7 protein-coding genes and 1 riboswitch are annotated in these 6,489 nt (G+C 73.4%); of the genes, 3 read left to right on the forward strand and 4 right to left on the reverse strand.

The window, feature by feature from the left end; translation table 11 throughout:
• Positions 1-18 precede the first annotated feature (18 nt).
• From metF to ACGFN2_RS26765, 4 genes are all read right to left on the reverse strand, one after another.
• On the reverse strand, positions 19-936 hold the full coding sequence (metF, locus tag ACGFN2_RS26750) for a methylenetetrahydrofolate reductase [NAD(P)H] (RefSeq protein ID WP_393364647.1): 918 nt from the start codon (positions 934-936) through the stop codon (positions 19-21).
• Between the two features lie 192 nt (positions 937-1,128).
• Entirely contained in the window at positions 1,129-1,779 is a 651-nt protein-coding gene (gene thiE, locus ACGFN2_RS26755) for a thiamine phosphate synthase (protein WP_393364651.1), read from the reverse strand.
• 114 nt (positions 1,780-1,893) lie between these two features.
• Positions 1,894-2,259 carry an Rv2175c family DNA-binding protein gene (locus ACGFN2_RS26760; RefSeq protein ID WP_362601492.1) on the reverse strand — a complete coding sequence of 122 codons (366 nt, stop codon included), beginning with the start codon at positions 2,257-2,259 and terminating at the stop codon, positions 1,894-1,896.
• A 113-nt stretch (positions 2,260-2,372) separates the two neighbouring features.
• On the reverse strand, positions 2,373-3,614 hold the full coding sequence (locus ACGFN2_RS26765) for an NAD(P)/FAD-dependent oxidoreductase (protein ID WP_393364654.1): 1,242 nt from the start codon (positions 3,612-3,614) through the stop codon (positions 2,373-2,375).
• A gap of 155 nt (positions 3,615-3,769) precedes the next feature.
• Positions 3,770-3,882: riboswitch (TPP riboswitch) on the forward strand.
• Here ACGFN2_RS26765 and thiO point away from each other — a divergent pair.
• The 3 genes from thiO (at position 3,880) to ACGFN2_RS26780 (ending at position 6,220) form a co-directional block, all read left to right on the forward strand.
• On the forward strand, positions 3,880-5,133 hold the full coding sequence (gene thiO, locus ACGFN2_RS26770) for a glycine oxidase ThiO (protein ID WP_393364657.1): 1,254 nt from the start codon (positions 3,880-3,882) through the stop codon (positions 5,131-5,133). It overlaps the preceding riboswitch by 3 nt.
• Before the next feature lie 67 nt (positions 5,134-5,200).
• Complete coding sequence (gene thiS / locus ACGFN2_RS26775; RefSeq protein WP_362601484.1) at positions 5,201-5,416, forward strand: sulfur carrier protein ThiS; 216 nt, start codon at positions 5,201-5,203, stop codon at positions 5,414-5,416.
• Between the two features lie 9 nt (positions 5,417-5,425).
• Entirely contained in the window at positions 5,426-6,220 is a 795-nt protein-coding gene (locus tag ACGFN2_RS26780; protein WP_362601481.1) for a thiazole synthase, read from the forward strand.
• Positions 6,221-6,489: the final 269 nt, after the last annotated feature.

The following is a 6,489-nucleotide window of genomic DNA, read 5'->3' on the forward strand; positions in this document are numbered from 1 at the left end:
CCTCGCCGGCCACCGTGATCAGGACTGCTGGTGCAGCCCCAGATTCTCGTAGATTTCCAGGGTCGCCGTGGAGTGGTTCAGGGTAATGAAGTGCAACCCGGGAACATCCTCGGCCATCAAGCGTGCGCACAGTTCCGTTGCGTACTCGATCCCAATGGAGCGTACCGCCGCGGGGTCGTCCTTGACGGCCAGGATGCGCTCGGCCAGCTCCGGCGGGAACGCCGCATTGCTGAGCTGAGCGAACCGTTCGATCTGGCGCACGTTCGTCACCGGCATGATCTCCGGAATGATCGGCGTGGAGCAACCCGCAGCCGTGACCCGGTCCCGGAGCCGGAAGTAGTCCTCCGGGTAGAAGAACATCTGCGTGATGGCGAAGTCCGCACCGGCCCGGCACTTGGCGACGAAGTGTGCCACATCGGCGTCCCAGTCGGTCGAGCGCGGATGCATCTCGGGGAAGGCCGCGACGCCGACGCAGAAGTCGCCGGACTCCTTGATCAGCCGGACCAGGTCGGCCGCGTAGTCGACGCCGTCGGGGTGCCGGACCCACTCGCCCATCGGGTCGCCGGGCGGGTCCCCGCGCAGCGCGAGCATGTTGCGGATTCCGGCGTCGGCGTACTGGCCGATGATGTTGCGCAGGTCCGCGGTGGAGTGGTTGACGGCGGTGAGGTGGGCGACCGGGGTGAGGGTGGTGTCGGTGGCGATGCGCTCGGTGGCGCGCACCGTGCCGTCACGGGAGGTGCCACCGGCGCCGTACGTCACGGAGACAAACGTCGGGGAGACGGCCTCGATCCGACGAATGGCGTTCCACAGGGTCCGCTCACCCTTCTCGGTCTTCGGGGCGGCGAACTCGAACGAATAGGACTGCTTGCCGGAAGCGAGCAGTTCGCGCACCGTGTGCGCACGATCAGTCCTGGTGGAAGCTGTACCTAGGGCCATACCGGCAGGTTAACCAGCGGCGGGGCGCGTACCAACCGTCTTCGGCGTAATGCCTGGTTGGTCGGGTTCGTGTCCACTGGCTGGACATTTCCCGGTGGCCCGGACGACGGAGAACCGCCACTCGCGCGCCGGCCGCACGCCGGGACGTGATTCCGGTCACCCCGGGTGCCGCGGCCCGCGGGACGCGTGTGCCTAGGCGTCCCAGGACCGGATGCGCTTGGCCAGGGACGCGGCCGCCGCTCCCGGGTCGTCCGCCTCGGTGATCGCGCGGACCACGACGACCCGCCGGGCACCGGCCCGCAGCACCTCGTCCAGATTCCCGGCGTCGATCCCGCCGATCGCGAACCAGGGGCGCTCGGGGGCGCGGGCCGCGGTGTAGCGGACCAGGTCGAGGCCGGGGGCGTGACGGCCCGGCTTGGTGGGCGTGGGCCAGCAGGGGCCCGTGCAGAAGTAGTCCACCCCGTCCTCGGTGAGCGCGGCGTCCACCTCCGGCTCGGCGTGGGTGGAGCGGCCTATCAGGACGTCCTGGCCGAGCAGGGCGCGGGCGGCCGGGACCGGCAGATCACCCTGGCCGAGGTGCAGCACCGCGCTGCCGGCCGCGTGCGCGACATCCGCCCGGTCGTTGACCGCGAGCAGTGTGCCGTGCCGCCGGCAGGCGTCCGCGAAGACCTCCAGGTGCCGGAGTTCCTCGCCGGCCTCCATGCCCTTGTCGCGCAGCTGGACGATGTCCACGCCCGAGGAGAGCACCGCGTCCAGGAACTGCGGGAGGTCGCCCTGCCGCTTCCGGGCGTCCGTGCAGAGGTAGAGCCGGGCGTCGGACAGGGCCTGTCGTGCGGTGGTCATCGGGCGGCTTCCCCCCAGGTCGGGGGCGTACGGGCCGGGCCTTCCGGCACGTACGCCCCTCGGGTGCGGTTACGGATGCGGGTACGGCGGCCTCAGGGGGGCGCGCCGGGCGGGTCAGACGGCGAGCGCCTGGGCCCGGCGCTTCACCTCCGTGCCGCGATTCTCGCGCAGCGCCTGTGCGGGCGTGCCGGGCAGGCTCTCATCCGGGGTGAACAGCCACTCCAGCATCTCCGCGTCGGTGAAGCCGTCGTCCTTGAGGAGGGTGAGGGTACCGACGAGGCCCTTGACCACCTTGTCGTCCTGGATGAAATCGGCGGGCACGTGCAGCGCCCTGTTCTCGCCGCGGCGCACCGCGATCAGCTGGCCCTCCTTGACCAGCTGCCGGACGCGCGTCACCTCGACGCCGAGCTGTTCGGCGATATCGGGGAGGGTGAGCCAGGCGGGGACGAGTCCATCGATGTTTGCGTCAATCTCGGTCACAGGACAAGCCTGCCACCTCGCACTGACAGCCGGTAGCCGGGCATCGCCATCAGGGGCTTCCTGCACACCGGAGGGTGACGGCGGCCGCCCGGCAACCGGCGGCCCGGAGTCCGCTACACGGCCGCGGCCTTCAGCGGTACGGACGCGTTCGCCGCCCGCTCCCGGTCCAGTGCGACGCCCCGCTCGATCAGCTTGCGCCCCTGGGCGAGGTCCCGCGGCCGCCCCACGGCCAGCAGCGCGACGAGCCGTCCCTGACGCAGCCAGATCACCGACCAGGCGGCGCCGGCCGGGTCGCCGCGCCAGACCAGTTCGTCGGCGTTCCCGTGGTGGCCCGCGTACTGCACGAAGCGGCCGAACTGCTCCGACCAGAAGTACGGGACGGGGTCGTAGACCATCCCTTCGGCGTCGCCGCGGGCGATGTTCTCGGCGACCGTACGGGGGCCCTGGAGGGCGTTGTCCCAGTGGTGGATCAGCAGGCGGGTGGCGTAGCGGGCGGACGGGAAGGAGGCGCAGTCGCCGACCGCGTAGACGTCGGGGACGGAGGTGCGCAGCCGGTCGTCGGTGAGGACGGAGCCGTCCTGCGGGGAGACCTCGACGCCGGAGCCGGCCAGCCAGGCGGTCGCGGGGCGGGCGCCGATGCCGATGACCACCGCGTCGGCGGGCAGCGTCGCGCCGTCCGCGAGGGTGACCGCGCCCGCGGTGACGGACGCGACCCGGGCGCCGGTGCGCAGCTCGGCCCCGGCGTCCGCGTACCAGCCGGTCATGTGGGCGGCCACCTCGGCGGGCAGCGCACCGGCCAGCGGGCGGTCGGCGGCCTCGACGACGGTGACCGCGCAGCCCGCCTCACGGGCCGCGGTCGCGAACTCGGCGCCGATCCAGCCGGCCCCGACGACCACGATCTCGTGCTGCGCGGCGAGCACCGGGCGCAGCCGTTCGGCGTCGTCGAGGGTACGCAGCAGGTGGACGCCGGGCATGCCCTCACTGCCGGGCAGCACGACCGGGTCGGCGCCGGTGGCGATGACCGCGTAGTCGTAGGGGACGGGCCCCTCGGCCGTCTCGACGAGGTGGGCGTCCGGCACCAGGCGGGTGACCGGGCGGCCCAGGTGGAGGTCGATGTCGAGCCCGGCGAAGTCGATGTCGAAGGCGGCGCCCTCGGTCTTGCCCAGCAGGAGGGCCTTGGACAGCGGCGGGCGGTCGTAGGGCTGGTGCGGCTCGTCACCGAGGAGCGTGATCTCGCCGCGCCAGCCCTGTTCGCGCAGGGCGACCGCGGTCTGCACACCCGCGATTCCGGCGCCGACGATCACGACGCGCGGCGTGTGGTCAGGGGCCTGGGAGGACTTGCTCTGCTCGCTCACCCGATCACTCTAGGACGGCCCGTGACGCCGCCCGCAGCAGCACGCAAGGAGATCTCTGACACACCGTCACCGCCGCGGGACCCGGAGTACCGGCCCCCGGGGGCCGGAGGACGGTCCCTTACGGCCCGTCGCGGCACCGTACTAGGGTGACGGTTACACGCACTCGCGGGAGCCCGGACGTACCGGGCTGAGAGGGAGGCTGGCCGGCCTCCGACCGTACGAACCTGATCCGGGTCATGCCGGCGAAGGGAGGGGCTGAACTCTCATGCACGCATCTGCCACACCGGCGGGACCGGCCGCGCCGCGTCCTGATGTGCTCGTCCTCGGCGGCGGTGTCATCGGCCTGGTCACCGCCTGGCGGGCGGCCGGCCGCGGGATGACCGTCGCGCTGGCCGACCCCGCGCCCGGCGGCGGCGCGGCCCGGGTCGCGGCCGGGATGCTGGCCGCGGTCACCGAGCTCCACTACGGCGAGCAGACCCTGCTGGGCCTCAATCTCGCCTCGGCGCAGCGCTACCCCCGCTTCACCCAGGAGCTGGAGGAGGCCACCGGGCAGCGGATCGGCTACCGGCGCTGCGGCACCCTGGCCGTCGCGCTGGACGCCGACGACCGTGCCCACCTGCGCGAGCTGCACGCCCTGCAGACCCGCTCCGGGCTGGACTCCCAGTGGCTCACCGGCCGCGAGTGCCGCCGCCTGGAGCCGATGCTGGCCCCCGGGGTGCGCGGCGGGCTGCGAGTGGACGGCGACCACCAGGTCGATCCGCGGCGGCTGGTGAGCGCCCTGCTGGCCGCCTGTGAGCGCGCCGGAGTGGCGTTCCACCGGAGCGCGGCGGCGCGGCTGACGGTCGGCGGCGGGCGCGCCACGGGCGCCGAACTCGCCGACGGCACACGGCTGTCGGCCGGCCAGATCGTCCTGGCCACGGGCAGCCACAGCGGCCGGCTCGCCGGGGTCCCCGACGAGGTGCTGCCGCCGGTGCGGCCGGTCAAGGGCCAGGTGCTGCGGCTGCGGCTGCCACGGGTGCCCGCGGGCAGTCCCGCCTTCCTGTCGCGCACCGTACGGGCCGTGGTGCGCGGCGGGCCCCTCTACCTGGTGCCGCGGGAGAACGGCGAGCTGGTCGTCGGCGCCACCAGCGAGGAGCTGGGCTGGGACACCACGGTGACCGCGGGCGGGGTCTACGAGCTGCTGCGGGACGCTCATGAGCTGGTCCCGGGCATCACCGAGCTGGCGCTGACCGAGACCTGCGCCGGGCTGCGCCCCACCTCCCCCGACAACGCGCCGCTCCTGGGGCCGACCGCCCTGCCCGGCCTCCACCTGGCCACCGGCCACCACCGCAACGGTGTGCTGCTGACACCGGTCACCGGTGACGCGATGGCCGAGGCGCTGGCCACCGGGAGCCTCCCCGAAGAGGCCCGCCCCTTCTCCCCCGCGCGTTTCTCCCCCACGCCTGAACGGCGCGGGGGGACCCCCATCGCCACGACGGGGCCGGAGCGCACCCGCGCCCCCGAGGAGCAGCCCGTATGAGCAAGCGAACCGTGACCAGGTGCCCGGGTGGCGACGGCGCACCCGCCGAACGAAGCGAGGCCGGCGCATGAGCGCGTCCACCGTGTCCGTGTCCGTCAACGGCGAGACCCGGGAGATCCCCGGCGGGCTCACCCTCGACCGGCTCGTCGCGACCCTGTCCCAGGCACCCGCCGGGGTGGCCGCGGCGGTCAACGAAACCGTGGTGCCGCGCACCCAGTGGCCCGCCACCCCGCTCGGCGACGGCGACCGCGTCGAGGTGCTCACCGCGGTCCAGGGAGGCTGATCCGCAGACATGACCGACGATCCGTTCACCCTCGCCGGCACCACCTTCGCGTCCCGGCTGATCATGGGGACCGGCGGCGCGCCCAGCCTCGACGTGATGGAACGGGCGCTGCTCGCCTCCGGTACGGAGCTGACCACGGTCGCCATGCGGCGGCTGGACCCGACCGTGCAGGGCTCGGTGCTGTCCGTACTGGAACGCCACAAGATCCAGGTGCTGCCGAACACCGCGGGCTGCTTCACCGCCGGTGAGGCGGTGCTCACCGCCCGGCTCGCCCGCGAGGCGCTCGGCACGGACTGGATCAAGCTGGAGGTCGTCGCCGACGAGCGGACCCTGCTGCCCGACCCCATCGAGCTCCTCGACGCCGCCGAGACCCTGGTGGACGACGGCTTCACCGTGCTGCCCTATACGAACGACGACCCGGTGCTGGCCCGCAAGCTGGAGGACGTGGGCTGCGCCGCGATCATGCCCCTGGGCTCGCCGATCGGCTCCGGCCTGGGCATCCGCAACCCGCACAACTTCCAGCTGATCACCGAACGGGCCACCGTCCCCGTCATCCTCGACGCGGGCGCCGGCACGGCCTCGGACGCCGCCCTGGCCATGGAACTGGGCTGCGCCGCGGTGATGCTGGCCTCCGCGGTGACCCGGGCCCAGGAGCCGGAGCTGATGGCGACGGCCATGCGGCACGCGGTGGCGGCGGGACGCTTGGCCCACCGAGCCGGCCGTATTCCGCCCCGGCGGTTCGCGGTGGCGTCCTCGCCGGCGGAGGGTGTGGCGGCCTTTGACCCTGAGCGGCCCGCTTTTTAGCCCCCACGTTTTCGGCTTTCCCGCCGTGGTGGCTCGCGCCGTTTCGGCTCCGCTGCGCGGGGCGTGGGCGCGGGTGATGCTTGCGCTTCCCCGCCGTTGCGCCTGCGGCGGGCGGGGTCCGCTGCGCGGGGCTGTCGGAGTGCGGTGACGGGCCGGAGGGGCCTGGTGTGTGGACTGCTTCGCTTTACGTCCACACACCAGGCCCCTCCGGCCCCCCCCCACCCCTTGGGGGGCGGGGTAAAAGGGGAGTGGGGGCGGATTGCAGTGGT

The organism is Streptomyces sp. NPDC048612 (assembly GCF_043199295.1).
In the GTDB taxonomy this organism is placed as follows: domain Bacteria; phylum Actinomycetota; class Actinomycetes; order Streptomycetales; family Streptomycetaceae; genus Streptomyces.